The organism is Pseudoxanthomonas sp. PXM02 (genome assembly GCF_014851805.1).
Taxonomy (GTDB): Bacteria; Pseudomonadota; Gammaproteobacteria; order Xanthomonadales; family Xanthomonadaceae; genus Pseudoxanthomonas_A.
Window position 1 is genome coordinate 1026682 of sequence record NZ_JACVAK010000001.1, and the last position, 23712, is coordinate 1050393.

At 64.1% G+C, this 23712-nt stretch carries 32 protein-coding genes; all 32 read right to left on the reverse strand.

The features are described from left to right. Positions 1 to 129: 129 nt before the first annotated feature. Positions 130 to 504: a 50S ribosomal protein L17 gene (gene rplQ / locus IB225_RS04895; RefSeq protein ID WP_062352388.1), complete on the reverse strand. Its 375-nt coding sequence runs from the start codon at positions 502 to 504 to the stop codon at positions 130 to 132. A gap of 192 nt (positions 505 to 696) precedes the next feature. Beyond that, positions 697 to 1695 (reverse strand): DNA-directed RNA polymerase subunit alpha, encoded by a 999-nt coding sequence (gene rpoA, locus IB225_RS04900; protein ID WP_056878832.1) that lies wholly within the window; start codon positions 1693 to 1695, stop codon positions 697 to 699. A 50-nt stretch (positions 1696 to 1745) separates the two neighbouring features. Further along, positions 1746 to 2375 carry a 30S ribosomal protein S4 gene (rpsD, locus tag IB225_RS04905; RefSeq protein ID WP_055941309.1) on the reverse strand — a complete coding sequence of 210 codons (630 nt, stop codon included), beginning with the start codon at positions 2373 to 2375 and terminating at the stop codon, positions 1746 to 1748. Between the two features lie 14 nt (positions 2376 to 2389). Next, complete coding sequence (rpsK, locus tag IB225_RS04910; protein ID WP_055941307.1) at positions 2390 to 2782, reverse strand: 30S ribosomal protein S11; 393 nt, start codon at positions 2780 to 2782, stop codon at positions 2390 to 2392. Positions 2783 to 2794: 12 nt separating this feature from the next. After that, positions 2795 to 3151, reverse strand: coding sequence for a 30S ribosomal protein S13 (rpsM, locus tag IB225_RS04915; protein ID WP_056878872.1), 357 nt, complete (start codon positions 3149 to 3151; stop codon positions 2795 to 2797). Between the two features lie 340 nt (positions 3152 to 3491). Further along, a complete protein-coding gene (gene secY / locus IB225_RS04920) occupies positions 3492 to 4853 on the reverse strand; it encodes a preprotein translocase subunit SecY (RefSeq protein ID WP_192310111.1) in 1362 nt (453 codons plus the stop codon). A gap of 7 nt (positions 4854 to 4860) precedes the next feature. Continuing rightward, entirely contained in the window at positions 4861 to 5304 is a 444-nt protein-coding gene (rplO, locus tag IB225_RS04925) for a 50S ribosomal protein L15 (protein ID WP_082563251.1), read from the reverse strand. Next, the gene (gene rpmD, locus IB225_RS04930; RefSeq protein WP_055941302.1) at positions 5304 to 5495 is read right to left on the reverse strand and encodes a 50S ribosomal protein L30; all 192 of its coding nucleotides are present in this window, start codon (positions 5493 to 5495) and stop codon (positions 5304 to 5306) included. The genes rplO and rpmD overlap by 1 nt, the downstream gene beginning before the upstream one ends. After that, a complete protein-coding gene (rpsE, locus tag IB225_RS04935; RefSeq protein ID WP_192272439.1) occupies positions 5488 to 6030 on the reverse strand; it encodes a 30S ribosomal protein S5 in 543 nt (180 codons plus the stop codon). Before rpsE ends, rpmD begins: the two co-directional genes overlap by 8 nt. A gap of 156 nt (positions 6031 to 6186) precedes the next feature. Continuing rightward, positions 6187 to 6543 (reverse strand): 50S ribosomal protein L18, encoded by a 357-nt coding sequence (gene rplR / locus IB225_RS04940; protein WP_055941298.1) that lies wholly within the window; start codon positions 6541 to 6543, stop codon positions 6187 to 6189. A gap of 29 nt (positions 6544 to 6572) precedes the next feature. Next, positions 6573 to 7100, reverse strand: a complete 528-nt coding sequence (gene rplF, locus IB225_RS04945; protein ID WP_062352408.1) for a 50S ribosomal protein L6 — start codon at positions 7098 to 7100, stop codon at positions 6573 to 6575. Positions 7101 to 7116: 16 nt separating this feature from the next. After that, positions 7117 to 7515: a 30S ribosomal protein S8 gene (gene rpsH / locus IB225_RS04950; RefSeq protein WP_093296356.1), complete on the reverse strand. Its 399-nt coding sequence runs from the start codon at positions 7513 to 7515 to the stop codon at positions 7117 to 7119. A 204-nt stretch (positions 7516 to 7719) separates the two neighbouring features. Next, positions 7720 to 8025: a 30S ribosomal protein S14 gene (gene rpsN / locus IB225_RS04955; protein WP_062352415.1), complete on the reverse strand. Its 306-nt coding sequence runs from the start codon at positions 8023 to 8025 to the stop codon at positions 7720 to 7722. 20 nt (positions 8026 to 8045) lie between these two features. Beyond that, positions 8046 to 8588, reverse strand: coding sequence for a 50S ribosomal protein L5 (gene rplE, locus IB225_RS04960; protein WP_055941290.1), 543 nt, complete (start codon positions 8586 to 8588; stop codon positions 8046 to 8048). A gap of 11 nt (positions 8589 to 8599) precedes the next feature. Beyond that, positions 8600 to 8917 (reverse strand): 50S ribosomal protein L24, encoded by a 318-nt coding sequence (gene rplX / locus IB225_RS04965; protein ID WP_162338026.1) that lies wholly within the window; start codon positions 8915 to 8917, stop codon positions 8600 to 8602. Between the two features lie 15 nt (positions 8918 to 8932). Continuing rightward, positions 8933 to 9301, reverse strand: coding sequence for a 50S ribosomal protein L14 (rplN, locus tag IB225_RS04970; protein WP_013535986.1), 369 nt, complete (start codon positions 9299 to 9301; stop codon positions 8933 to 8935). Positions 9302 to 9315: 14 nt separating this feature from the next. After that, positions 9316 to 9582 (reverse strand): 30S ribosomal protein S17, encoded by a 267-nt coding sequence (gene rpsQ, locus IB225_RS04975; RefSeq protein WP_055941286.1) that lies wholly within the window; start codon positions 9580 to 9582, stop codon positions 9316 to 9318. 12 nt (positions 9583 to 9594) lie between these two features. Beyond that, positions 9595 to 9780: a 50S ribosomal protein L29 gene (rpmC, locus tag IB225_RS04980; protein ID WP_055941284.1), complete on the reverse strand. Its 186-nt coding sequence runs from the start codon at positions 9778 to 9780 to the stop codon at positions 9595 to 9597. After that, complete coding sequence (rplP, locus tag IB225_RS04985) at positions 9780 to 10193, reverse strand: 50S ribosomal protein L16 (protein WP_097121890.1); 414 nt, start codon at positions 10191 to 10193, stop codon at positions 9780 to 9782. Before rplP ends, rpmC begins: the two co-directional genes overlap by 1 nt. A 6-nt stretch (positions 10194 to 10199) precedes the next feature. Next, on the reverse strand, positions 10200 to 10919 hold the full coding sequence (gene rpsC / locus IB225_RS04990) for a 30S ribosomal protein S3 (protein ID WP_056878821.1): 720 nt from the start codon (positions 10917 to 10919) through the stop codon (positions 10200 to 10202). Positions 10920 to 10921: 2 nt separating this feature from the next. Further along, the gene (gene rplV / locus IB225_RS04995; RefSeq protein ID WP_055943295.1) at positions 10922 to 11257 is read right to left on the reverse strand and encodes a 50S ribosomal protein L22; all 336 of its coding nucleotides are present in this window, start codon (positions 11255 to 11257) and stop codon (positions 10922 to 10924) included. Positions 11258 to 11269: 12 nt separating this feature from the next. After that, positions 11270 to 11545 (reverse strand): 30S ribosomal protein S19, encoded by a 276-nt coding sequence (gene rpsS / locus IB225_RS05000; protein WP_055941277.1) that lies wholly within the window; start codon positions 11543 to 11545, stop codon positions 11270 to 11272. A gap of 6 nt (positions 11546 to 11551) precedes the next feature. Beyond that, entirely contained in the window at positions 11552 to 12379 is an 828-nt protein-coding gene (rplB, locus tag IB225_RS05005) for a 50S ribosomal protein L2 (protein ID WP_192310112.1), read from the reverse strand. Between the two features lie 11 nt (positions 12380 to 12390). After that, positions 12391 to 12690: a 50S ribosomal protein L23 gene (rplW, locus tag IB225_RS05010; RefSeq protein ID WP_055941273.1), complete on the reverse strand. Its 300-nt coding sequence runs from the start codon at positions 12688 to 12690 to the stop codon at positions 12391 to 12393. Further along, on the reverse strand, positions 12687 to 13292 hold the full coding sequence (gene rplD / locus IB225_RS05015; RefSeq protein ID WP_192310113.1) for a 50S ribosomal protein L4: 606 nt from the start codon (positions 13290 to 13292) through the stop codon (positions 12687 to 12689). Before rplD ends, rplW begins: the two co-directional genes overlap by 4 nt. Positions 13293 to 13303: 11 nt before the next feature. Continuing rightward, positions 13304 to 13957, reverse strand: a complete 654-nt coding sequence (rplC, locus tag IB225_RS05020) for a 50S ribosomal protein L3 (protein WP_192310114.1) — start codon at positions 13955 to 13957, stop codon at positions 13304 to 13306. Positions 13958 to 13968: 11 nt separating this feature from the next. Continuing rightward, on the reverse strand, positions 13969 to 14280 hold the full coding sequence (rpsJ, locus tag IB225_RS05025; protein ID WP_027070119.1) for a 30S ribosomal protein S10: 312 nt from the start codon (positions 14278 to 14280) through the stop codon (positions 13969 to 13971). A gap of 520 nt (positions 14281 to 14800) precedes the next feature. Beyond that, positions 14801 to 15991: an elongation factor Tu gene (gene tuf / locus IB225_RS05030; RefSeq protein WP_192272445.1), complete on the reverse strand. Its 1191-nt coding sequence runs from the start codon at positions 15989 to 15991 to the stop codon at positions 14801 to 14803. Between the two features lie 75 nt (positions 15992 to 16066). Then, complete coding sequence (gene fusA / locus IB225_RS05035) at positions 16067 to 18157, reverse strand: elongation factor G (protein ID WP_192310115.1); 2091 nt, start codon at positions 18155 to 18157, stop codon at positions 16067 to 16069. Between the two features lie 177 nt (positions 18158 to 18334). Then, the gene (rpsG, locus tag IB225_RS05040; RefSeq protein ID WP_055945227.1) at positions 18335 to 18802 is read right to left on the reverse strand and encodes a 30S ribosomal protein S7; all 468 of its coding nucleotides are present in this window, start codon (positions 18800 to 18802) and stop codon (positions 18335 to 18337) included. A gap of 12 nt (positions 18803 to 18814) precedes the next feature. Beyond that, the gene (rpsL, locus tag IB225_RS05045) at positions 18815 to 19189 is read right to left on the reverse strand and encodes a 30S ribosomal protein S12 (RefSeq protein ID WP_055945224.1); all 375 of its coding nucleotides are present in this window, start codon (positions 19187 to 19189) and stop codon (positions 18815 to 18817) included. Between the two features lie 234 nt (positions 19190 to 19423). Beyond that, positions 19424 to 23656, reverse strand: a complete 4233-nt coding sequence (gene rpoC, locus IB225_RS05050) for a DNA-directed RNA polymerase subunit beta' (protein WP_192310116.1) — start codon at positions 23654 to 23656, stop codon at positions 19424 to 19426. Between the last annotated feature and the right edge of the window lie 56 nt (positions 23657 to 23712).

The window sequence follows — 23712 nt, forward strand, 5'->3', positions numbered from 1 at the left end:
CATTATCCATGCGAGGCAGGTCGCGCGTCACCCTGCGACGGTTTGCCGCGTGTGCCGCAATCGCGCGAGGCACAGAAGCAAAAACCCCGGCATGGGCCGGGGTTTCTGGTGTCTTACGGGGAGCGGGGCTTACTCGGCCGCCGCTTCCGGACGATCGACCAGCTCGACGTACGCCATCGGGGCGTTGTCGCCGGCACGGAAGCCGCACTTCAGGATGCGCAGGTAGCCACCCGGACGCGACTGGTAGCGCGGGCCGAGGGTGGTGAACAGCGTGCCGACGGCTTCCTTGTCACGCAGGCGGGCGAAGGCGAGGCGGCGGTTGGCGACGCCATCGATCTTGCCGAGGGTGATCAGCGGCTCGGCGACGCGGCGCAGTTCCTTGGCCTTCGGCAGGGTGGTCTTGATCAGGCCGTGCTTGATGAGCGAGGCAGCCATGTTGCGGAACATCGCTTCGCGATGGGCGCTGGTGCGGTTGAACTTGCGACCGGCTTTCTGGTGGCGCATGGGTTGGATTCCTAGTGAATGATGGGACGTTGGATTTCGCTGTCGCCGTCCTGGCGTCGTAACAGTGGACTGCGGGTGGTCCGGACCGGCCATCCTTGACCGGAGCGTCGCGGGCCTTCAGGTCCGTCGACGAGGTACTGCGCTTGAAACAGCGGAACTCCCGCGCGAACGCGGGAGTTCCTTGTTACTTCATCAGCCGAGCATGCCGTGCTGGGCGACACCGGCCGGCGGCCAGTTCTCCAGCTTCATGCCCAGGGACAGACCACGCTGTGCCAGGACTTCCTTGATCTCGGTCAGCGACTTCTTGCCGAGGTTCGGGGTCTTGAGCAGTTCGACTTCCGTCTTCTGGATCAGGTCGCCGATGTAGTAGATGCTCTCGGCCTTCAGGCAGTTGGCCGAACGTACCGTCAGCTCCAGGTCGTCGATCGGGCGCAGCAGCACCGGATCCACGCCGCTGGCAGCCTGCTTCGGTGCGCCGCGGTCGCGGTGCGTGAAGTCACCGAACACCGACAGCTGGTCGCTGAGGATGTCGGCGGCGGTGCGCACGGCTTCCTCGGCGTCGATCGTGCCGTTGGTTTCGATGTCCAGGACCAGCTTGTCCAGGTCGGTGCGCTGCTCGACGCGCGCGGCTTCCACCGCGTACGCGACGCGGCGTACCGGCGAGAACGAGGCGTCCAGCACCAGGCGACCGATCGCACGGGTTTCTTCGTCCGGACGACGACGGGCGGCGGCCGGCTGGTAGCCGAAACCACGCTCGATCTTCAGGCGCATGTTCAGCGCCGTGTCCTTGGTCAGGTTGCAGATGACCAGTTCCGGATTCAGGATTTCGACGTTGTGGTCGGTCTTGATGTCGCCGGCGGTGACCACGCCCGGGCCCTGCTTGGCCAGGCTCAGCGTGGAGGAGTCGCCGCTATGGATGCGGATGGCCACATCCTTCAGGTTCAACAGCACTTCCAGCACGTCTTCCTGCATGCCTTCGATGGTGCTGTATTCGTGCAGCACGCCATCGATCTCGACTTCGGTGATCGCGAAGCCGGGGATCGACGACAGCAGCACGCGGCGCAACGCATTGCCGAGCGTATGGCCGTAACCACGCTCCAGCGGTTCGATGACCACCTTCGCGCGATTGCCGGTCAGGCGCTCGATCTGCGGGCCGCGGGGGCGCAGCACTTGCTGAGTAATACCCGTCATGTTGCTTTGTCTCCTGCGGTCCCCCGGTCGCCCGGGGGTGCGTGAATGAATTACTTCGAGTACAACTCGACGATCAGCGCTTCGTTGATGTCGGCGGGCAGGTCCGAACGCGCCGGAACCGCCTTGAACACGCCGCTGAACTTCTTCGCGTCGACTTCAACCCACGACGGGTTCAGGTCGAGCTGCTCGGCAACCGTCAGCGACTCCTGCACGCGGAGCTGCTTCTGGGCCTTCTCGGACAGCGCGATCGCATCACCGGCCTTGACCTGGTAGGACGGCAGGTTGACCGGCTTGCCGTTGACCAGCACGCCACGGTGCGAGACCAGCTGGCGAGCGGCCGGACGGGTCACGGCGAAGCCCATGCGGTAGATGACGTTGTCGAGACGGGTTTCCAGCAGCTGCAGCAGGTTCTCGCCGGTGTTGCCCTTCTTGGTCGAGGCCTTCTTGTAGTAGTTGCGGAACTGACGCTCCAGCAGGCCGTAGATACGCTTGACCTTCTGCTTTTCACGCAGCTGGGTGGCGTAGTCGGACAGCTTGCCCTTGCGGGCGGTGGCGCCGTGCTGGCCGGGCTTCTGCTCCAGCTTGCACTTGGAGTCCAGCGCACGGGCCGGGCTCTTGAGCGACAGGTCGGCGCCCTCGCGGCGCGCGAGCTTACAGGTAGGACCGATATAACGAGCCATTTCTTATCGCCCCCTTAGACGCGACGCTTTTTCGGCGGACGGCACCCGTTGTGCGGGATCGGCGTCACGTCGATGATGTTGGTGATCTTGTAGCCCACGTTGTTCAACGAACGCACGGCCGACTCACGACCCGGACCCGGGCCCTTGATGCGGACTTCCAGCGACTTCACGCCATAGTCCAGAGCGGCACGGCCGGCCTTTTCGGCAGCGACCTGCGCCGCGAACGGCGTGGACTTGCGGGAACCGCGGAAACCGGCACCACCCGAGGTCGCCCACGAGAGCGCATTGCCCTGGCGGTCGGTGATGGTGACGATGGTGTTGTTGAAAGAAGCGTGGACGTGGGCAACGCCATCGGTGATGACGCGCTTGATCTTCTTCTTGACTTTGGCAGCAGCTGGCTTGGCCATGATGGTCGCCCCTTACTTCTTGATGGCTTTGCGCGGACCCTTGCGGGTGCGGGCATTGGTGCGGGTGCGCTGGCCACGCAGCGGCAGGCCGCGACGGTGGCGCAGACCGCGATAGCAACCCAGATCCATCAGGCGCTTGATCGCGATGCCGACTTCACGGCGCAGGTCGCCCTCGACCACGTACTTACCGACTTCGGCGCGCAAGCGCTCGACTTCCGGCTCCGACAGGTCGCGGATCTTGGTGGTCGATACGACGCCAGCGGCTTCGCAGACCTTCTTGGAACGGGTACGGCCAATGCCGTAGATGCTTTGCAAACCGACCCAGACATGCTTCTGGGCAGGCAGGTTGACACCTGCAATACGCGCCATGACGCGGCTCTCCAACTGTGAGTATTGGCCCGTGTACGGTCATCCCGGGCGGGATTCGCGCAGACAGGCGGAGTGAACTGGAAATTCTAACAAGATCCGGTGTTTACAGGAAGCCCGTGCCGGCGGAGCCGACAGCGGACCGGCATGGGGAGTGTGCCCATGCTCCGGCGCCGAAGCCTGCCTGGTGGAGAACCGGGGTTTCCCCCTGCTCTCCCCGCCCGCGCTACTCTGGCGCGGGACTGGCTGGCTCACACCCCCGCACCGGATCGCTGCGGGGGCCGCCCATCTAAGTCAGCCGGCCATGAGGGCCGGACTGGTGCGGGAAGCCCGCGATTATACCTCAGCCGCGGGGGGCAAGACCGCCCCGCGAACCGCCCTTCAGATTGGCCTTCTTCAGCAGGCTCTCGTACTGGTGCGACATCAGGTGCGCCTGGATCTGCGCAATGAAGTCCATCACCACCACCACCACGATCAGCAGCGACGTGCCGCCGAAGTAGAACGAGGTGTTCAGCTGCGTGCGCATCACTTCGGGCAGCAGGCAGACTGCGACCAGGTACATAGAACCGATCGCCGTCAGGCGCGTCAGCACGCCGTCGACGTAGTCGGCCGTGGCCTTGCCGGGACGGATGCCCGGAATCAGCGCACCCGACTTTTTCAGGTTCTCGGCCGTTTCCTGCGAGTTGAACACCAGCGCCGTGTAGAAGAACGCGAAGCCGATGATCATCGCCGCGAACACGATCATGTGCAGCGGCTCACCTGGAGCCAGCGCATTGGAGATGCGCTGCAGCCACGTCGTCGCGCCACTGTTCTGGCCGGACCACATCGCCAGCGTGGCCGGGAAGGCCAGGATGCTGGAGGCGAAGATCGGCGGGATCACGCCAGCCATGTTGAGCTTCAGCGGCAGGAACGAGGTCTGGTTCATGTACGCGTTGCGACCGCCCTGGCGGCGCGCGTAATTCACCGTGATCCGTCGCTGTCCGCGCTCCACGAACACCACCAGGAACGTGAACGCCAGCACCACCACAGCAATGATCAGCAACGAGATGAAGCTCAGCGTGCCGTCGCGGAAGGCACCGACGGTCTGGATGACCGCACCCGGCAGGCCCGCGACGATACCCGCGAAGATGATCAGCGAAACACCGTTGCCGATACCGCGCTCGGTGACCTGCTCGCCGATCCACATCAGGAAGATGGTACCGGCCGTCAGCGCTACGACGGCCGTCAGCACGAAGCCCATGCCCGGCGCGTAGACCACCGGCATACCGCCCGGTGCAACCTGGTTCTGCAGCGCGGTGGCGATACTGCCGCCTTGCACGATCGCCAGCAGCACTGCGCCGATGCGCGAGTACTGGGTGATCTTGCGACGACCGGACTCGCCTTCCTTCTGCAGCGCCTTCAGGCTGGGGAAGATGTGAACGCCCAGCTGCATCACGATCGACGCCGAGATGTAGGGCATGACGTTCAGCGCGAAGATGCTGAAACGGTGCAGGGCGCCGCCCGAGAACATGTTGAACATGTCCACGATGCCGCCGCCCTGCGCCTGCATCATCGCAAGCATGGCATCGGGATTGACGCCCGGGACCGGGATGAAACAGCCGATCCGGTAGACGATCAGCGCACCCAGGACGAACAGCAGGCGCTGGCGGAGTTCGGTGAACTTGCCTGCGCCTGCCAGTGCACCGGCGGCATTACCCTGCGCCATGCGTCCGTTACTCCTGCACGCTGCCGCCGGCAGCCTCGATGGCGGCCTTGGCACCGGCCGTGGCGGCCACGCCCTTCAGCACGAACTTCTTGGTCAGCTCGCCCTTCTTGACGATCTTGGCGCGCTTGGCGGTGCTGGGCACCAGCTTGGCGGCACGCAGCGCAGCGAAGTCGATCTCGCCGGCTTCCAGCTTCTCGAGCTGGTACGACAGCACTTCGGCGCAATCCAGCTTCAGCTTGGAGCGGAAACCGACCTTCGGCAGACGCTTGATCAGCGGCATCTGGCCGCCTTCGAACTTCGCCTTGATCTTGCCCTTACCGGCGCGGGCGAACGAACCCTTGTGACCGCGGCCCGCGGTCTTGCCCAGGCCGGAACCGATACCACGGCCGACGCGAGTGCGTTCGGTGCGGGCGCCATCGGCGGGCTTCAGTGTGTTGAGACGCATGTTGATTACTCCTCGACCTTGACGAGGTAGTGAACCTTGGCGATCAGACCGCGCACCTGCGGGCTGTCCTTCAGTTCACGCACATCGTTGAGCTTGTTCAGGCCCAGCGCCTTCACCGACAGGCGGTGACGCGACTGGGAACCACGCAGGCCGCGCACCAGGCGCACCTTGACGGTCTTGTTGGACTCATTAGCCATTGAGGAGTTCCTCCACCTTCTTGCCGCGCTTGGCCGCAATGCGGGTCGGCGACTGCATGTCGCTCAGGCCCTTCAGCGTGGCGCGCACCAGGTTGATCGGGTTGCGCGAACCGACGGCCTTGGCCAGCACGTTCTTCACGCCCACCGCTTCCAGCACGGCGCGCATGGCGCCGCCGGCGATCACGCCCGTACCTTCCGACGCCGGCTGCATGAACACGCGCGCCGCGCCGTGGCCGGCCTTCACCGGATGCCACAGGGTGCCATTGTTCAGATCGACGTTCAGCATGCCCTTGCGGGCATATTCCATCGACTTCTGGATGGCGACCGGCACTTCGCGTGCCTTGCCGTAGCCGAAACCGATCTTGCCGTTGCCGTCACCCACCACCGTCAGTGCGGTGAAGGTGAACTGGCGACCGCCCTTGACGGTCTTGCTGACGCGGTTGACCGCGACCAGCTTCTCGATCATGCCGTCGTCGACTTTCTCTTCGCGGTTACGGTCGCGATCGCGACCTCGCGACTGACGTTCTTCTGCCATTGCTTGAATTCCTTGGTTGTTGAGGTATGTACGGCTTGGCCGCTTATGGTTGTGGTGTGGAGCGGTGACGCAACGGCCGCTGCAGAAGAGCGACCGTGCCCGGCGCTACCCGCGCCGGCAGGTCAAGGCATGGGGTCGCCCCCATGCCTTTCAAGATTAGAACTGCAGGCCGCCTTCGCGGGCCGCGTCGGCCAGGGCCTTGATGCGGCCGTGGTAGCGGTAACCCGAGCGGTCGAACGCGATCTTCTCGATGCCTTCGGCCTTGGCGCGCTCGGCGATGACCTTGCCCACGCGGGCAGCGGCATCGCTGTTCTTGCCGTTCTTCAGGCCATCCTTCACATCGGCCTGCAGCGTGTTGGCCGACGCGATGACCTTCGAGCCATCGGCGGTGAACAACTGGGCGTAGATGTGCTGGCCGGTGCGCAGCACCGACAGGCGCGGCACGCCGAGTTCGCGGATGTGCGCGCGGGTCGACTTGGCACGGCGCAGGCGGGCGGTGTTCTTGATGCTCATGATCTGGTTCCTCGAAGCCGAAAGCCCGGTTAGGCCTTCTTCGCTTCCTTGCGGATGATGGTTTCGTCGGAGTACTTCACGCCCTTGCCCTTGTAGGGTTCCGGCGGACGGAAACCGCGGATCTTGGCGGCCACTTCACCAACGCGCTGCTTGTCGGCGCCCTGCACCAGGATTTCGGTCTGGGTCGGGGTGACGATGGTGATGCCTTCCGGCGTCTTGAACAGGATCGGGTGGGAGAAACCCAGCGACAGGTTCAGGTCCTTGCCCTGCATCGCGGCGCGGTAACCCACGCCGACCAGCTCGAGCTTGCGCTCGAAACCGTCCGAGACGCCCTTGACCATGTTGGCCAGGATCGCGCGGATGGTGCCGGTGATGGCGTCGTCGGCCGGGGTGACCGGCGACAGGTTTACCGTACCGTTGTCGACGTTCAGTTCGACGCCGGCCGGCTTGGCGATGGACAGGGTGCCCTTCGGGCCCTTGACGTTGAGGGTTTCACCCTGGGCATTCAGTTCGACGCCCTTGGGGAGATTGATCGGCTTCTTGGCTACGCGGGACATGTCTGGGCTCCTTCGCTTAGGCCACGAAGCACAGGACTTCACCACCCACGCCGGCCGCACGGGCCTGCGCATCGGTCATGATGCCCTTCGAGGTGGAGATGATGGCGACGCCCAGGCCACCGAGGACCTTGGGCAGCTCGGCCTTGCCACGGTACTGGCGCAGGCCCGAACGGGACACGCGGCTCAGCTTCTCGATGACCGGCTTGCCTTCGAAATACTTCAGGACGATCTCGAGCTCGGCCTTGTTGTTCTCGGTCTTCGTCACGCGGACGTCGCCGACATAGCCTTCCGCCTTGAGGACGTTGGCGATCGAGGTCTTGATCTTGGAGGACGGCATCTTCACCGTCGGCTTGCCAACAGCGGCGGCATTGCGAATGCGCACCAGCATGTCGGCGATGGGATCAGTCATGCTCATTAGAGTCTGCCTTATGAGTAGCACCGATATCCGCTTTCGCGAAAATCTTGTGTTGTCCCTGGAATCCCCCAGGCGGGCGGCCGGTTCCCCGACCCTCCCCCGGCCAAGCCGCGGGAGCCGAACATTGTACAACAACAAGTCCGGCATGTGCCGGACTTGTCCTTGAATCCACGGGGGAGCCCGTATCGGGCGCCCCTGGCGTCCTTACCAGCTGGCCTTGCGCAGGCCGGGGACGTCGCCGTTCATGGTGGCCTTGCGCAGCATGTTGCGGCCCAGGCCGAACTTGCGGTACACGCCACGCGAACGACCGGACAGCTCGCAGCGGTTGCGCTGGCGGCTCGGCGAGGAGTCGCGCGGCAGCTTCTGCAGCTTGACGACCGCGTCGGCCTTCTCTTCGTACGAGGCGTTCTGGCTGGAGATGATCTTCTTCAGCGCGTCACGCTTGGCGGCGTACTGCTTGGCCAGCTTTTCCCGCTTGATGTCGCGGTTGACCATCGAGGTCTTTGCCATGATGTCGTTTTCCTAGCGAATCAGTTGCGGAACGGGAACTTGAACGCTTCGAGCAGCGCCTTGGCTTCGGCGTCGTTCTTGGCGGTCGTCGTGATGGCGATATCCATGCCGCGGATCGCGTCGACGGCGTCGAAGTCGATTTCCGGGAAGATGATCTGTTCCTTCACGCCCATATTGTAGTTGCCGCGACCGTCGAACGAACGGCCGGACACGCCACGGAAGTCGCGGACGCGCGGCAGCGAGATGCTGATCAGGCGATCCAGGAATTCGTACATCTTGGCGCGACGCAGGGTGACCTTGCAGCCGATCGGCCAGCCATCGCGGATCTTGAACGAAGCCACCGACACGCGGGACTTGGTCGTGATCGGCTTCTGGCCGGTGATCTTGGCCAGGTCGGCCACGGCGTTTTCCAGGATCTTCTTGTTGGTCGCCGCTTCACCCACACCCATGTTGATGGTGATCTTGGTGATCTTCGGCACTTCCATCGGATTGGTGTAGCCAAACTTCTTCATCAGAGCCGGCGCCACTTCTTCCTTGTAGATTTTTTCGAGACGGGTGGTCATGTCCTCATTCCTCAGGCGTCGAGCGCCTCACCGCTGGAGCGGAACACACGCAGTTTGCGTCCATCCTCCAGCACCTTGAAACCGATACGCTCGCCCTTGCCCGTTGCCGGGTTGAACAGCGCGACATTGGAGATGTGGATCGAGCGCTCGCTCTCAACCACGCCACCCGCGATACCGGCCTGCGGGTTCGGCTTGGTGTGGCGCTTGACGACGTTGACGTTGGACACGACCACGCGGTCGCCGTCCACACGCACCACATCACCCTTCTTGCCCTTGTCCTTGCCGGCGGTGACGACGACCTGGTCGCCCTTCTTGATACGGTTTGCCATTTCTATGTCCTCCGCTCAGAGCACTTCAGGCGCGAGCGAAACGATCTTCATGAACTTCTCGGAACGCAGCTCGCGGGTCACGGGCCCGAAGATACGGGTACCGATCGGCTCCTGCTTGTTGTTCAGCAGGACGGCGGCGTTGCCATCGAAGCGGATCAGCGAGCCATCGGGACGGCGGACACCCTTGCGGGTACGCACGACCACGGCGTCGTAGACTTCGCCCTTCTTGACCTTGCCACGCGGGATGGCGTCCTTGACGGTCACCTTGATGATGTCGCCGATGCCGGCGTAACGGCGCTTGGAGCCGCCCAGCACCTTGATGCACATCAGTTCTTTGGCACCGGAGTTGTCGGCTGCATCAAGGTAGCTCTGCATCTGGATCATGAGTCAGATCTCCTTTATTCAGCCGCGCGGGTGATGATTTCCACCACGCGCCAGTTCTTGGTCTTGGACATCGGGGCGATCTCGGTCACGCGCACCACGTCGCCTTCCTTGCAGCTGTTGTCCGCGTCGTGCGCGTGCAGCTTCGTGGAACGCTTGATGTACTTGCCGTACAGGGCGTGCTTGACCTGACGCTCCACCAGGATGGTGACCGTCTTGTCCATCTTGTTGCTGACGACGCGGCCTTCGATGGTGCGTTGCGCTTTGTCTTTGTTATCGCTCATCTTGGTCGCTCCTTACTTCTGGCTGCCCAGCAGGGTCTTGACGCGAGCGATCTCGCGACGGACCCGGCGGGTTTCATGCGTCTTCGGCAGCTGGCCGGTCACCTTCTGCATGCGCAGGGAGAATTGCTCCTTGCGCAGCTCGGTCAGGTGGGCTTTCAGCTCGTCAGCCGATTTCTCGCGGAGTTGCTTGAGTTCCATTAGCGCACCGTCCGGGTCACGAAAGTGGTGGTGACCGACAGCTTGGCCGCGGCCAGGCGGAACGCCTCGCGCGCGATTTCCTCGCTGACGCCTTCGATTTCATAGATCATGCGGCCCGGCTGGATCTGGGCGACCCAGTACTCGACGTTACCCTTACCCGAACCCATTCGGACTTCGATGGGCTTCTTGGTGATCGGCTTGTCGGGGAACACACGGATCCACATCTTGCCGCCGCGCTTCACGTAGCGGCTGATCGAGCGGCGGGCCGCTTCGATCTGGCGCGCGGTCAGCTGACCGTGCGCCGTGGCCTTCAGGCCGTACTCGCCGAAACTGACGAGGTTTCCGCTCCAGCTCAGGCCTTCGTTACGGCCCTTGTGCATCTTGCGGTACTTGGTTCGCTTGGGTTGCAACATGACTGATTACCTCGCGTCGCGGTCACGAGCCGGGCGCGACGGACGTTCGCTGCGCTCGGGGCGCGCGTCGTCCTGCTTCTCCTGACCCACCTGGCTGAAATCGAAGATTTCGCCCTTGTAGACCCACACCTTGATGCCGATGATGCCGTAGGTGGTCTTCGCCTCGGCAAAACCGTAATCGATGTCGGCACGCAGCGTGTGCAGCGGCACGCGGCCTTCGCGGTACCACTCCGAACGGGCGATTTCCGCACCGTTCAAGCGGCCTGCCACGTTGACCTTGATGCCCAGGGCACCCAGGCGCATCGCGTTGCCGACGGCGCGCTTCATGGCGCGACGGAACATGATGCGGCGTTCCAGCTGCTGCGCGATCGATTCGGCCACAAGCTGTGCGTCCAGCTCGGGCTTGCGCACTTCGGTGACGTTGATGTGCGCCGGGACGCCCATCAGGTCGCTCACTTCCTTGCGCAGCTTCTCGATGTCCTCACCGCGCTTGCCGATCACCACGCCCGGACGGGCGGTGTGGATGGTCACGCGGGCGGTCTTGGCCGGACGCTCGATCAGGATCTTGGAAATGCCCGCCTGCGCCAGCTTCTTGCGAAGCATCTCGCGCACCTTGAGGTCCGCGGCGAGGTAGTCGGCGTAGTCGCGCTTGTTGGCGAACCACTTGGAATTCCAGTCCTTGGCGATGCCCAGGCGGATACCGGTCGGATGAACTTTGTGACCCATACTTATTTGCCCTCGCCCACGACCACGGTGATGTGGCTGGTGCGCTTCAGAATGCGGGTGCCACGGCCCTTGGCGCGGGCCATGAAACGCTTCAGCATCGGACCTTCGTCGACCATGATGGTCTTGACCTTCAGCTCGTCGACGTCGGCGCCCTGGTTGTTCTCGGCGTTGGCGATGGCGGACTCCACGACCTTCTTGATCAGGTGGGCAGCCTTCTTGTCCGAGAACTTCAGCAGGTTGACAGCGCGTTCGGCAGGCAGGCCACGCACCTGGTCAGCGACCAGGCGAGCCTTCTGGGGGGAGATGCGCGCGGTGCGCAGGATGGCTTTCGCTTCCATGGTCATCTCTCCTTACTTCTTGCCGCCGGCTTTCTTGTCGCCACCGTGACCCTTGAAGGTACGGGTGACGGCAAATTCGCCGAGCTTGTGGCCGACCATGTTCTCGTTGACCAGCACCGGAACGTGGTTCTTGCCGTTGTGAATGGCGATCGTGAAGCCCACCATTTCCGGCAGGATCATCGAACGGCGCGACCAAGTCTTGATCGGCTTCTTGCTGCCGCCCGCGGCCTCCACCTTCTTGACGAGGTGGTGATCGACGAACGGGCCCTTCTTGAGTGAACGTGCCATGGTCGATTAGCCCCTACGATCGCGGACGATGAATTGCTGCGTGCGCTTGTTCTTGCGCGTCTTGTAACCCTTGGTCGGGACACCCCACGGGGTGACCGGATGCGGGTTGCCCTGGCCGGCCTTGGCCTCACCACCACCGTGCGGGTGGTCGACGGGGTTCATGGCCGCACCGCGGACGGTCGGCTTGACACCGCGCCAGCGCTTGGCACCGGCCTTGCCGAGCTTCTCCAGGCTGTGCTCGTCGTTGCCGACTTCGCCCACCGTGGCGCGGCACTCGACCTGCACCTTGCGCATTTCGCCGGAGCGAAGACGCAGCGTGGCGAAGCCCTGCTCACGAGCGACCAGCTGCACGGCGGCGCCAGCGGCGCGGGCGATCTGCGCGCCCTTGCCCGGCTTCAGCTCGATGCCGTGGATCGTCGTACCGACCGGGATGTTGCGCAGCGGCAGCGTGTTGCCAGCTTTGATCGGGGCATCGCTACCGGCGATGACCTGGTCACCGGCCTTCAGGCCCTTCGGGGCGATGATGTAGCGACGCTCGCCATCGACGTAGCACAGCAGCGCGATGTGCGCGGTGCGGTTGGGATCGTATTCGATCCGCTCCACGCGCGCCGGGATGCCTTCCTTGTCGCGCTTGAAGTCGATGATGCGGTAATGCTGCTTATGGCCACCGCCGATATGACGGGTGGTGATGCGACCGTGGTGGTTGCGACCGCCGGACTTGCTCTGCTTCTCGAGCAGCGCAGCATGCGGAGCACCCTTGTGCAGGTCGGGCGTCACCACGCGGACCGCCGAACGGCGACCGGGGGAGGTGGGCTTGAATTTCATCAATGGCATGTGGGTCTACCTCAGGCCTTGGCCGACACGTCGATGGCCTGACCATCGGCCAGACGCACGTACGCCTTGCGCCAGTCGCCGCGGCGGCCGGCGCGGTTACGGAAGGACTTGTTCTTGCCCTTGACGTTGACCACGTTGACCGTCTCGACCTTGACGTCGAACAGCTGCTCGACCGCGGCCTTCACATCGGCCTTGGTGGCATCGTTCGAGACTTCGAAGACGTATTGGTTGGAGAGTTCCTGCAGGCGCACGGTCTTTTCGGAGACGCGCGGAGCACGCAGCACGGCAAAAATCTTTTCGTTGCTGATCATGCCAGCCACTCCTCGATCTTCTTGACGGCGTCGGCCGTGATCAGCACGGAGTCGGCACCAACCAGCGCCGCCGGGTCCAGGCCCTGCACGTCGCGCACTTCCACGTAGGGAAGGTTGCGGGCGGACAGGTACAGGTGCTCGGAGGCATCCTCGGTGACGATCAGCGGACGCTGACCCAGATCCAGGCCCTTCAGCTTTTCAACCAGGGCGCTGGTCTTGGTGGCGTCCACGTCGAACGCTTCCACGACCTTCAGGCGGTTCTGGCGGTTCAGCTCGGACAGGATCGAGCTGATGGCCGCGCGGTACATCTTGCGGTTGACCTTCTGCGCGAAGCTGCGCGGCTTCGCCGCGAAGGTCACGCCGCCGCCGACGAAGATCGGCGCGGTCAGGGCACCGTGACGAGCACCGCCACCCTTCTGCTTCTTGGACTTCTTGGTGGTGCCGTTCACTTCGGCGCGCGTCTTCTGCGCCTTGGTGCCGGCACGACCGGCGTTGCGGTAGGCAACGACGACCTGGTGAACCAGATCTTCGCTGAACTCGCGGCCGAACACGTCGTCGGAGACCGACAGCTTGTTGGCGCTACCTGTAATGGCTAGTTCCATGGTCGTTCTCCTCAACCCTTGCTCGCCGGACGCACGATCACGTCGCCACCCGGCGCACCCGGCACGGCGCCGCGAACGGCGATCAGGCCGCGCTCGGCGTCCACGCGGACGACTTCCAGGTTCTGCGTGCTCTGCTGCACGGCACCCATGTGGCCCGACATCTTCTTGCCCGGGAACACGCGACCCGGCGTCTGGCGCTGACCCAGCGAACCCGGTGCGCGATGCGACAGCGAGTTACCGTGGGTGGCGTCGCCCATGCGGAAGTTCCAGCGCTTGATGGTGCCCTGGAAGCCCTTGCCCTTGGTGACGCCCTGGACGTCGACGATCTGGCCGACTTCAAAGATGTCAGCCTTGATCTCGCCGCCGACGGTGAAGTCGCCCAGCTTGTCGGCTTCCACGCGCAGCTCCCACAGGCCACGACCGGCTTCGACCTTGGCCTTGGCCAGGTGACCGGCGACCGGCTTGGTGATCAGCGAGGCGCGACGGGTGCCCACGGCGACCTGCACGGCGCTGTAGCCGTCGGCTTCCGGGGTCTTGATCTGGGTGATGCGGTTCGGGGTAGCTTCGATCAGCGTCACCGGAATGGACTTGCCATCTTCGGTGAACACACGGGTCATGCCAGCCTTGCGGCCGACGAGACCCAACGAATATTTCTTCGCGGTCATGGTCGTGGGCCTCAGGTCAGCTTGATCTGCACGTCGACGCCAGCCGCGAGCTCGAGCTTCATCAGCGCGTCCACGGTCTTGTCGTTGGGATCGACGATGTCGAGCACGCGCTTGTGCGTGCGGGTTTCGTACTGGTCACGCGCGTCCTTGTCGACGTGCGGGGAAACCAGGATGGTGTAGCGCTCGATCTTGGTCGGCAGCGGGATCGGGCCGCGCACTTGCGCGCCGGTCCGCTTGGCCGTCTCGACGATCTCGCTGGCCGAGCGGTCGATCAGGCGATGATCGTACGCTTTGAGCCGGATTCGGATCTTTTGGTCCGCCATGACGGAAATTTCCTTCGTTAAAGAGCGACGGGCGCGGCCTCTGGGATGCCTTGCCCCGGTTAGTCCAAGCTGTTCCAGCTCCCCACCGGCCGCGTGAACTCCACGGACGGGCAGCGCCGGAATCGGCTGGGGATCTTCCTGAAAAACTAGGCAGGCCGGTAAACCGGCCCGCCCAGACATGAAAGTATAGGACGCGTGACACACCCCGTCAACCATCGGGGCGCCCTGCCCGGCTCGAAAGCCTGCAGGAAGGCACGCGACACTCCGTGTCTGGCGAACACGAGGCGCTTCCTGCACCTCTTTTCGCGGTATTACCAGCGGCCTCCCAGGGGGCGCTGGCGGATCAAGCGATTCCTATCGGGCCAAGCGGCTTTCAAGGGGCGCGCATCATAGCGCATGTTTTGCTGTTTTGCAGCATCTCCGCCCGAATGGCGAAGAACTTTCTGCAAACAAAAGGCGGACCGAGGTTCCGGTCCGCCCTTGTCGCTGTCCGGCGAGTCCTCGCCGGGACCGCAGGGGCTTACTTGATGATCTTGGCCACCACGCCGGCGCCGACCGTACGGCCGCCTTCGCGGATCGCGAAACGCAGGCCTTCGTCCATCGCCACCGGGTTGATCAGGGTGACCACCATCTTGATGTTGTCACCCGGCATCACCATTTCCACGCCTTCCGGCAGGGTCACGGCGCCCGTGATGTCGGTCGTGCGGAAGTAGAACTGCGGACGGTAACCCTTGAAGAACGGGGTGTGACGGCCGCCTTCATCCTTGCTCAGCACGTAGACTTCGGCTTCGAACTCGGTGTGCGGGGTGATCGAACCCGGCTTGGCCAGCACCTGGCCGCGCTCCACGTCGTCACGCTTGGTGCCGCGCAGCAGCAGACCAGCGTTGTCGCCCGCCTGACCCTGGTCCAGCAGCTTGCGGAACATTTCCACACCCGTGACCGTGGTCTTCTGGGTCGGACGGATACCGACGATTTCGATTTCCTCGCCCACCTTGATCACGCCGCGCTCGATACGGCCGGTCACCACGGTGCCGCGGCCCGAGATCGAGAACACGTCTTCCACCGGCATCAGGAACGGCTTGTCGACGTCGCGCTCCGGGGTCGGAATCCAGGTATCCAGCGCATCGACCAGCTTCAGGATCGCCGGCACGCCGATTTCGCTCTGGTCGCCTTCCAGCGCCAGACGGGCCGAACCCGAGATGATCGGGGTGTCGTCGCCCGGGAATTCGTACTTGCTCAGCAGCTCACGGACTTCCATTTCGACCAGCTCGAGCAGCTCGGCGTCGTCGACCATGTCGGCCTTGTTCAGGAACACGACGATGTACGGCACGCCGACCTGGCGCGAGAGCAGGATGTGCTCGCGGGTCTGCGGCATCGGGCCGTCAGCGGCCGAACACACCAGGATCGCGCCGTCCATCTGGGCCGCACCAGTGATCATGTTCTTCACGTAGTCGGCGTGGCCGGGGCAATCCACGTGCGCGTAGTGGCGCGAGGCGGATTCGTATTCCACGTGGGCCGTGGAGATCGTGATGCCGCGCGCCTTCTCTTCCGGCGCCGCGTCGATCGCGTCATAGGCCTTGAACTCGCCACCGAAACGCTCCGCGCCGATCTTCGTCAGCGCCGCCGTCAGCGTCGTCTTGCCGTGGTCAACGTGACCAATCGTGCCCACGTTCACGTGGGGCTTGGTGCGTTCGAACTTACCCTTTGCCATTGTCTTCTACCTTGTTATGCGTGATTCGTGACGGGAATGCAGGGCACCGCAACCGCAGCGCCCTGCCCCAAACTCTTAGTTCTTCTTGACGACCGCGTCGGCAATGTTGGCCGGCGCCTCCGCGTAGTGGTCGAACTCCATCGAGAACGTGGCGCGACCCTGCGACATCGAACGCAGCGTGGTGGCGTAGCCGAACATTTCGCCCAGCGGCACCATCGCGGCGATCACCTTGCCGGACGGACTGTCGTCCTGGCCCTGCAGGATGCCGCGACGACGGCTCACGTCGCCCATCACGTCGCCCAGATAGTCTTCCGGGGTGACGATCTCGACCTTCATCATCGGCTCCAGCAGGACCGGTTGGGCCTTGCTGAAAGCTTCCTTGAAGGCCATCGAGCCGGCGACCTTGAACGCCATTTCGTTGGAGTCGACGTCATGGAACGAACCGTCGACGGCCTTGATGGCGATGTCGACCACCGGGAAGCCGGCCAGCGGGCCGCTCTTCATGGCATCTTCGATGCCCTTACCGGCAGCGGCAACGTATTCCTTCGGCACGACGCCACCGACGATGGCGCTTTCGTACGAGAAGCCCACGCCGCGCTCGACCGGCGACATTTCGATGACGATGTGGCCGTACTGGCCGCGACCGCCCGACTGGCGCACGAACTTGCCGTCCTGCTTGACCGACTTGCGGATGGTCTCGCGGTAGGCCACCTGCGGCTTGCCGACGTTGGCTTCCACGTTGAACTCGCGCTTCATGCGGTCCACCAGGATTTCCAGATGCAGCTCACCCATGCCCGAGATGATCGTCTGGCCGGACTCTTCGTCCGTCTTGACGCGGAACGAGGGATCTTCCTGCGCGAGGCGACCCAGGGCCAGACCCATCTTCTCCTGGTCGGACTTGGTCTTCGGCTCCACCGCCATCGAGATGACGGGTTCCGGGAACACCATGCGCTCCAGGGTGATGATGTGGTCGAGCGAGCACAGCGTGTCACCCGTGGTGACGTCCTTCAGGCCGACGGCTGCCGCGATGTCGCCCGCGCGCACTTCCTTGATCTCGTCGCGCTGATTGGAGTGCATCTGCAGGATACGACCCACGCGCTCCTTCTTCGACTTGACCGGGTTGTACACCGCGTCGCCGGAGTTCAGCACGCCCGAGTAGACGCGGAAGAACGTCAGCGAACCCACGAACGGATCCGTCATGATCTTGAACGCCAGCGCCGAGAACGGCTCGTTGTCGCCCGCCTTGCGGCTGTCTTCCTTCTCGTTCTCGTCGATGCCCTGCACCGGCGGACGATCGGTCGGCGACGGCAGCAGCTGGATCACGCCGTCGAGCATGGCCTGCACGCCCTTGTTCTTGAACGCGGAGCCGCAGTAAACCGGGATCACTTCGACCTTCAGGGTGCGCTCGCGCAGGCCGGCGATGATCTCGGCTTCGGACAGGTCGCCTTCATTGAGGTACTTGTCCATCAGCTCTTCGCTGGCTTCAGCGGCGGCTTCCACCATGAAGGCACGGTCCGTCGCCGCCTTGTCGGCCAGCTCGGCGGGAATGTCGCGGTACTCGAACTTGGTGCCCTGGGAAGCGACATCCCAATGGATGTACTTCATCTTCAGCAGGTCGATGACGCCCTCGAAGCCGTCCTCGGCGCCGACCGGCACCTGCATCGGCACGGGGTACGCGCCCAAGCGGGTCTTCAGCTGGTCGACGACCTTGAAGAAGTCGGCACCGGTGCGGTCCATCTTGTTGACGAATGCAAGGCGCGGCACGGCGTACTTGTTCGCCTGGCGCCACACGGTCTCGGACTGCGGCTGCACGCCACCGACGGCGCACAGCACGAACACGGCACCGTCGAGCACGCGCAGCGAGCGCTCGACTTCGATGGTGAAGTCGACGTGGCCGGGGGTGTCGATGATGTTGAAGCGGTGCTGCGGCAAGGACTTATCCATGCCGGTCCAGAACGCCGTGGTGGCGGCGGACGTGATGGTGATGCCGCGCTCCTGCTCCTGCTCCATCCAGTCCATGGTCGCGGCACCGTCGTGCACTTCACCGATCTTGTGGCTGACGCCGGTGTAGAACAGGATGCGCTCGGACGTGGTGGTCTTGCCGGCGTCGATGTGCGCCATGATGCCGAAATTGCGGTAACGCTCGATGGGAGTGGTGCGAGCCACGACAGTCTCTCTTTTCTGATGGAGGGCCAGCAGGATGCGGGGGCCTTCCGTGGAGGGCGGATCTTCAGATGGCCGAATGCCGCCTTTCGGCGGCCTTCGGTGCGGGGCGCGGAATACGCGCCCCAGGTGGCACCTAGATGATGCCGGTGACCCTTGCTTGCAAGGGTCCGGAGGCCGTTACCAGCGGTAGTGCGCGAACGCCTTGTTCGCTTCCGCCATGCGGTGGGTCTCTTCACGCTTCTTGATGGCGCCGCCGCGGTTCTCGGAGGCATCCAGCAGCTCGGCAGCCAGCTTGCGCGGCATGGTGTTCTCGCCACGCTTGCGCGCGGATTCGATCAGCCAGCGCATCGCCAGCGCCATGCGACGCGACGAACGCACTTCGACCGGCACCTGGTAGGTCGCGCCACCGACACGGCGCGACTTCACTTCGACGGCCGGGGACACGTTGTCCAGCGCCTTCTCGACCAGCTCGAGGGCGTTGGGATTCTTCTCACCGATGACGTCCATGGCGCCGTAGACGATCTTTTCGGCGACCGACTTCTTGCCGCTCAACATCACCATGTTGATGAAGCGGGCAATCGTCTGGCTGCCGTGCTTGGGGTCCGGCAGGATTTCACGTTGGGGGGCAGAGCCTTTGCGCGACATGATTCTTTTTCCTTAAGCCTTGGGACGCTTGGCGCCGTACTTGGAACGGCCCTGGCGGCGCTTGGCGACGCCCGAGGCGTCGAGCGAACCGCGCACGGTGTGGTAGCGCACGCCCGGCAGGTCCTTCACACGGCCGCCGCGCACGAGCACCACGGAGTGCTCCTGCAGGTTGTGACCTTCACCGCCGATGTAGCTGATGATTTCTTCCTGGTTGGTCAGGCGCACCTTGGCGACCTTGCGGAGAGCCGAATTCGGCTTCTTCGGGGTCGTCGTGTAGACGCGGGTGCACACGCCGCGACGCTGCGGGCAGTTGTCCAGCGCGGGCGACTGGCTCTTGTACGTGGGGGCCTGCCGCGGCTTGCGGACCAGCTGATTGACGGTTGCCATAGTGGATTCTTCGTGTGAAGGCCGGAGCCTTGTTTGACATGAAAACGAAGGCAGGCCGTATGACGGCCCACCTAGACGGAAAAGTATAGCCGGCAACCCGCCCGACCGTCAACGCGACGGAGGTGGGTGCCTGCCAACTGACTGCGATCCCGCCCTTCCTGGGCCGAAAACGAGGCGCATCCTGCGCCTCTTTTCGTGGTCTGGGACGGCCCGAAGGCCGTCAGGTAGTACGGTTTAGCTGGCGCTGGACTCCTCGCCGGCTTCGTCGGACGCGACCACCGCAGCCGCCGGAGCGGCCTCGGTGCTGCCACCCGACAGGGCGTTCACCTCGGCCTCGGTCAGACCGGAGGCGTTGCGGCGACGCTGGTTGTGGTACGCCAAGCCGGTACCGGCCGGGATCAGACGACCCACGATGACGTTTTCCTTCAGGCCGCGCAGGGTGTCGCGAGTGCCGCGAACGGCTGCCTCGGTCAACACGCGCGTGGTCTCCTGGAACGACGCCGCCGAGATGAACGACTCCGTCGCCAGCGAGGCCTTGGTGATGCCCAGCAGGACCGGGTCGTACTTCGCCGGCAGTTCGTTGCGGGCCAGCAGCTTGGCGTTCTCTTCGATGAAACGCTGCTTCTCGACCTGCTCGCCTGCCAGGAACTTGCTGTTGCCGGCGTCGGTGATTTCCACCTTGCGCAGCATCTGGCGGGTGATGACTTCGATGTGCTTGTCGTTGATCTTCACGCCCTGCAGGCGGTAGACGTCCTGGATTTCCTTCACCAGGTAGGCCGCCAGCGGCTCGACACCCAGCAGGCGCAGGATGTCCTGCGGGCTCGGCTCGCCGTCCACGATGGTCTCACCCTTGGCCACGTGCTCGCCTTCGAACACGATGATCTGGCGGAACTTCGGAATCAGCTCCTCGTGCTCCGAACCGTCGGTGTCCTTGATGATCAGGCGCTGCTTGCCCTTGGTGTCCTTGCCGAAGCTGATGACACCGGAGCGCTCGGCCAGGATCGCCGGATCCTTCGGCTTGCGGGCTTCGAACAGGTCGGCGACGCGCGGCAGACCACCGGTGATGTCGCGGGTCTTCGAGGCTTCCTGCGGCACCTTGGTGACCACGTCGCCCACGCCGACGGGCGCGCCGTCCTGCAGGTTGACGATCGAGCGCGGCGGCAGCAGGTACTGCGCCGGCAGGTCGGTACCCGGAATGCTCAGGTCCTTGCCGTCCTTGTCCACGATGCGGACGATCGGGCGCAGGTCCTTGCCCTGCGAGCCACGACGCTTCGGATCGGTGATCTCGCGCGAGGCCAGGCCGGTCAGGTCGTCGGTCTTCTCGATGACGGTGACGCCGTCGACGAAGTCGACGAAGCGCACGAAACCGGCCACTTCCGACACGATCGGGTGGTTGTGCGGATCCCAGTTCGCCACGGCCTGGCCGGCGGTGATCTGGTCGCCGTCCTTGACGTTGATCGTGGCGCCGTAGGGCAGCTTGTAGCGCTCGCGCTCGCGGCCATGGCCGTCGAGCACTGACAGTTCGCCCGAGCGCGACACCGCGACCAGGCTGCCGTTGGCGTGTTCGACGAACTTCAGATTGTTGAACTTGATCGAGCCGGTCGTCTTGACCGTGATGTTGTCGACCGCCGCCGCACGCGATGCCGCACCACCGATGTGGAACGTACGCATGGTCAGCTGGGTGCCGGGCTCGCCGATCGACTGCGCGGCGATGACGCCGACCGCTTCGCCGATGTTGACGATGTGGCCACGGGCCAGGTCACGGCCGTAGCAGTGCGCACAGACGCCGAAGTCGGATTCGCAGGTGATGGTGGAGCGCACCTTCAGGGCCTGCACGCCGGCATCTTCCAGCTTCTGCACCCAGGCTTCGTCCAGCAGCGTGTTGCGGGTGACGATCGGATCCTCGTCGTTGCCCGGCAGGAACACGTCTTCGGCCACGATGCGGCCCAGCACGCGATCGCGCAGCGGTTCGACCACGTCGCCGCCTTCCACGATCGGGGTCATGGTCAGGCCTTCCTGCGTGCCGCAGTCGACCTCGGTAATCACCACGTCCTGCGCCACGTCGACCAGGCGACGGGTCAGGTAACCGGAGTTCGCCGTCTTCAGCGCGGTATCGGCCAGACCCTTACGGGCACCGTGGGTGGAGTTGAAGTACTCCTGCACGTTCAGGCCTTCGCGGAAGTTCGCCTTGATGGGCGTCTCGATGATCGAACCGTCGGGACGCGCCATCAGGCCGCGCATACCGGCCAGCTGGCGGATCTGCGCCTGGCTACCACGGGCGCCGGAGTCGGCCATGATGTACAGCGAGTTCATCGACTTTTCGTTGATGGTCTCGCCCTTGGCGTTCTGCACCTTGTCGGTACCGATGGTGTCCATCATCGCCTTGGCGATGCGCTCGTTGGTGCGCGACCAGATGTCGACCACCTTGTTGTAGCGCTCGCCGGCGGTGACCAGACCGCTCTGGTACTGCTCCTGGATCTCCAGCACTTCCTGTTCGGCTTCGCCCAGGATGCCCTTCTTCTCGGCCGGGATCAGCATGTCGTCGATGCCGATGGAAACGCCGGCGCGCGTGGCGTACGCGAAGCCGGTGTACATCAGCTTGTCGGCGAACACGACCGTGTCCTTCAGGCCCAGCATGCGGTAGCTGGAGTTGATCAGGCGGCTGATGGCCTTCTTGTTCAACTCGGTGTTGACCAGCGCGAACGGCAGGCCTTCCGGCAGGATCTCGGCGAGCAGCGCACGACCGATCGTGGTGTCCACGATGCTGGTCTGCTGGCTGCGGCCGCCTTCCTCGTCGATCACGGTGCCGCTGATGCGGACCTTGACCTTCGCGTGCAGTTCGACGGCGCGGTTGTCGTAGGCGCGCTTGACCTCGGCGATGTTGGCGAAGGCCATGCCCTCGCCCTTCTTGTTCTCCAGCGCACGGGTCATGTAGTACAGACCCAGCACGACGTCCTGCGACGGCACGATGATCGGCTCGCCGTTGGCCGGCGACAGGATGTTGTTGGAGGACATCATCAGCGCGCGCGCTTCCAGCTGCGCTTCCAGGGACAGCGGCACGTGCACGGCCATCTGGTCACCGTCGAAGTCGGCGTTGAACGCGGTGCAGACCAGCGGGTGCAGCTGGATCGCCTTGCCTTCGATCAGCACCGGCTCGAACGCCTGGATGCCCAGGCGGTGCAGCGTCGGCGCGCGGTTCAGCAGCACCGGGTGCTCGCGGATGACCTCTTCCAGGATGTCCCAGACTTCGGCTTCTTCGCGCTCGACCAGCTTCTTGGCCGCCTTGATGGTGGTGGCCAGGCCGCGACGCTGCAGCTTGGCGAACACGAACGGCTTGAACAGCTCCAGCGCCATCTTCTTCGGCAGGCCGCACTCGTGCAGGCGCAGGGTCGGGCCGACCACGATGACCGAACGGCCGGAGTAGTCGACGCGCTTGCCCAGCAGGTTCTGGCGGAAGCGGCCCTGCTTGCCCTTGATCATGTCGGCCAGCGACTTCAGCGGGCGCTTGTTGGTACCGGTGATGGCGCGGCCGCGACGGCCGTTGTCCATCAGGGCGTCAACCGACTCCTGCAGCATGCGCTTTTCGTTACGCACGATGATGTCCGGAGCGTTGAGCTCCAGCAGGCGACGCAGGCGGTTGTTGCGGTTGATGACGCGGCGGTACAGGTCGTTCAGATCGGAGGTCGCGAAGCGGCCGCCATCCAGCGGCACCAGCGGACGCAGGTCCGGCGGCAGCACGGGCAGCACGGTCATGACCATCCATTCCGGACGGTTGCCCGACTCCAGGAAGGCTTCCATCAGCTTGATGCGCTTGGTGAGGCGCTTGAGCTTGGTTTCCGAACCGGTGCTGGCGATGTCTTCGCGCAGGTTCACCATCTCGGCCTGCAGGTCGATCGTGCGCAGCAGGTCGTAGACGGCTTCGGCACCCATGGCGGCGTCGAAGTCGTCGCCGTGCTCCTGGCGCGCCTGCATGAACTGCTCTTCGGTCAGCAGCTGGCGGCGCTCGAGCGAGGTCAGGCCCGGCTCGGTGACGACGTAGGCTTCGAAGTACAGCACGCGCTCGATATCGCGCAGGGTCATGTCCAGCATCAGGCCGATGCGCGACGGCAGCGACTTCAGGAACCAGATGTGCGCGACCGGGCTGGCCAGGTCGATGTGGCCCATGCGCTCGCGGCGCACCTTGGCCAGCGTCACTTCCGTGCCGCACTTCTCGCAGACCACGCCGCGGTGCTTCATGCGCTTGTACTTGCCGCACAGGCACTCGTAGTCCTTGATCGGGCCGAAGATGGCCGAGCAGAACAGGCCGTCACGCTCCGGCTTGAACGTACGGTAGTTGATGGTTTCCGGCTTCTTCACTTCGCCGAAGGACCACGAACGGATCAGGTCCGGCGAGGCCAGCGCGATCTTGATCGCGTCGAAGTCCAGCGTCTGGCGCTGCTGGTTGAAGAGGTTGAGCAGGTCTTTCATGGTGTTTCTCCGTCAGGAGGAATCTTTGTCGATGGCGGGTTGACCAGGGTCGATCG

Coding starts and splice junctions, on each gene's coding strand:
- rplQ (WP_062352388.1), bottom strand. CDS start 504: ATGCGCCACCAGAAAGCCGGTCGCAAGTTCAACCGCACCAGCGCCCAT.
- rpoA (WP_056878832.1), bottom strand. CDS start 1,695: ATGACGGGTATTACTCAGCAAGTGCTGCGCCCCCGCGGCCCGCAGATC.
- rpsD (WP_055941309.1), bottom strand. CDS start 2,375: ATGGCTCGTTATATCGGTCCTACCTGTAAGCTCGCGCGCCGCGAGGGC.
- rpsK (WP_055941307.1), bottom strand. CDS start 2,782: ATGGCCAAGCCAGCTGCTGCCAAAGTCAAGAAGAAGATCAAGCGCGTC.
- rpsM (WP_056878872.1), bottom strand. CDS start 3,151: ATGGCGCGTATTGCAGGTGTCAACCTGCCTGCCCAGAAGCATGTCTGG.
- secY (WP_192310111.1), bottom strand. CDS start 4,853: ATGGCGCAGGGTAATGCCGCCGGTGCACTGGCAGGCGCAGGCAAGTTC.
- rpmD (WP_055941302.1), bottom strand. CDS start 5,495: ATGGCTAATGAGTCCAACAAGACCGTCAAGGTGCGCCTGGTGCGCGGC.
- rpsE (WP_192272439.1), bottom strand. CDS start 6,030: ATGGCAGAAGAACGTCAGTCGCGAGGTCGCGATCGCGACCGTAACCGC.
- rplR (WP_055941298.1), bottom strand. CDS start 6,543: ATGAGCATCAAGAACACCGCCCGCCTGCGCCGTGCCAAGTCGACCCGC.
- rplF (WP_062352408.1), bottom strand. CDS start 7,100: ATGTCCCGCGTAGCCAAGAAGCCGATCAATCTCCCCAAGGGCGTCGAA.
- rpsH (WP_093296356.1), bottom strand. CDS start 7,515: ATGAGCATGACTGATCCCATCGCCGACATGCTGGTGCGCATTCGCAAT.
- rpsN (WP_062352415.1), bottom strand. CDS start 8,025: ATGGCAAAGACCTCGATGGTCAACCGCGACATCAAGCGGGAAAAGCTG.
- rplE (WP_055941290.1), bottom strand. CDS start 8,588: ATGACCACCCGTCTCGAAAAAATCTACAAGGAAGAAGTGGCGCCGGCT.
- rplX (WP_162338026.1), bottom strand. CDS start 8,917: ATGGCAAACCGTATCAAGAAGGGCGACCAGGTCGTCGTCACCGCCGGC.
- rplN (WP_013535986.1), bottom strand. CDS start 9,301: ATGATCCAGATGCAGAGCTACCTTGATGCAGCCGACAACTCCGGTGCC.
- rpsQ (WP_055941286.1), bottom strand. CDS start 9,582: ATGAGCGATAACAAAGACAAAGCGCAACGCACCATCGAAGGCCGCGTC.
- rpmC (WP_055941284.1), bottom strand. CDS start 9,780: ATGGAACTCAAGCAACTCCGCGAGAAATCGGCTGACGAGCTGAAAGCC.
- rplP (WP_097121890.1), bottom strand. CDS start 10,193: ATGTTGCAACCCAAGCGAACCAAGTACCGCAAGATGCACAAGGGCCGT.
- rpsC (WP_056878821.1), bottom strand. CDS start 10,919: ATGGGTCACAAAGTTCATCCGACCGGTATCCGCCTGGGCATCGCCAAG.
- rplV (WP_055943295.1), bottom strand. CDS start 11,257: ATGGAAGCGAAAGCCATCCTGCGCACCGCGCGCATCTCCCCCCAGAAG.
- rpsS (WP_055941277.1), bottom strand. CDS start 11,545: ATGGCACGTTCACTCAAGAAGGGCCCGTTCGTCGATCACCACCTCGTC.
- rplB (WP_192310112.1), bottom strand. CDS start 12,379: ATGCCATTGATGAAATTCAAGCCCACCTCCCCCGGTCGCCGTTCGGCG.
- rplW (WP_055941273.1), bottom strand. CDS start 12,690: ATGATCAGCAACGAAAAGATTTTTGCCGTGCTGCGTGCTCCGCGCGTC.
- rplD (WP_192310113.1), bottom strand. CDS start 13,292: ATGGAACTAGCCATTACAGGTAGCGCCAACAAGCTGTCGGTCTCCGAC.
- rplC (WP_192310114.1), bottom strand. CDS start 13,957: ATGACCGCGAAGAAATATTCGTTGGGTCTCGTCGGCCGCAAGGCTGGC.
- rpsJ (WP_027070119.1), bottom strand. CDS start 14,280: ATGGCGGACCAAAAGATCCGAATCCGGCTCAAAGCGTACGATCATCGC.
- tuf (WP_192272445.1), bottom strand. CDS start 15,991: ATGGCAAAGGGTAAGTTCGAACGCACCAAGCCCCACGTGAACGTGGGC.
- rpsG (WP_055945227.1), bottom strand. CDS start 18,802: ATGTCGCGCAAAGGCTCTGCCCCCCAACGTGAAATCCTGCCGGACCCC.
- rpsL (WP_055945224.1), bottom strand. CDS start 19,189: ATGGCAACCGTCAATCAGCTGGTCCGCAAGCCGCGGCAGGCCCCCACG.
- rpoC (WP_192310116.1), bottom strand. CDS start 23,656: ATGAAAGACCTGCTCAACCTCTTCAACCAGCAGCGCCAGACGCTGGAC.